Below are 608 nucleotides of genomic sequence, written 5' to 3'. Positions count from 1 at the left end.
CGCCGCGTCCAGCGCGGCCTGGGACGCCTCGACGCCGCCCCAGCGCAGCCGCTCCGCCGCCAGGCGCAGATTGGCATCGACCGCCGGCGCGCCGGCCAGCACCGCGGCCCAGGCCGCGGCGGGCGGCATCATGCCATCCAGGTCCAGCCGGTCGAAGGTGAGGCCGAGCCCGAGCGCCGGCCGGGCGCCGAAGCGCAGCACGCCCGCGCCGCTCACCTGGCTGCCATCGATGGTCGCGGCGAATTCCGGCACGCCGAGCTGCGCCGCTTCCAGCACCAGCCGTGCGCGGCCATCGAAGCCGCGCAGCCGCGCCGGGTCCGCATGCTCGAGCCCGAGCCCGAAGCCCGCGAGCGTGGCGCGAAGATTCGGCCCGGCGAAGCGGAGGCCGAGCTCGAGCCTGTCCCCGGCCGTCGCGCCCGCAGCCTCGACCGCCGCCTCCCCCGGCAGCAGGGCGGAGAGGTCGGTCAGCGAGATCCGCTCCTCCTCCCGGAACACGCCGCCGCGCAGCCGGCGCAGCGTCGCGCCGCGGAAGGTCGCGATCTCGGCCGACAGGTCGAGGCCGAGCGGCAGCGGCGGGGCGGCCGCGCCGCGCAGCGCGGCGACCCAGG

At 78.8% G+C, this 608-nt stretch carries 1 protein-coding gene; it reads right to left on the bottom strand.

Going from position 1 to position 608, the window contains the following annotated elements; all coding sequences use genetic code 11:
• Positions 1 to 608: AsmA family protein (locus HW577_RS26160; RefSeq protein WP_419956616.1), on the bottom strand; the 608-nt coding region annotated here is incomplete at both ends.

It is taken from the genome of Neoroseomonas rubea (assembly GCF_016106015.1).
GTDB lineage: Bacteria > Pseudomonadota > Alphaproteobacteria > Acetobacterales > Acetobacteraceae > Neoroseomonas > Neoroseomonas rubea.
This window is presented reverse-complemented; position numbering and strand designations above follow the sequence as displayed.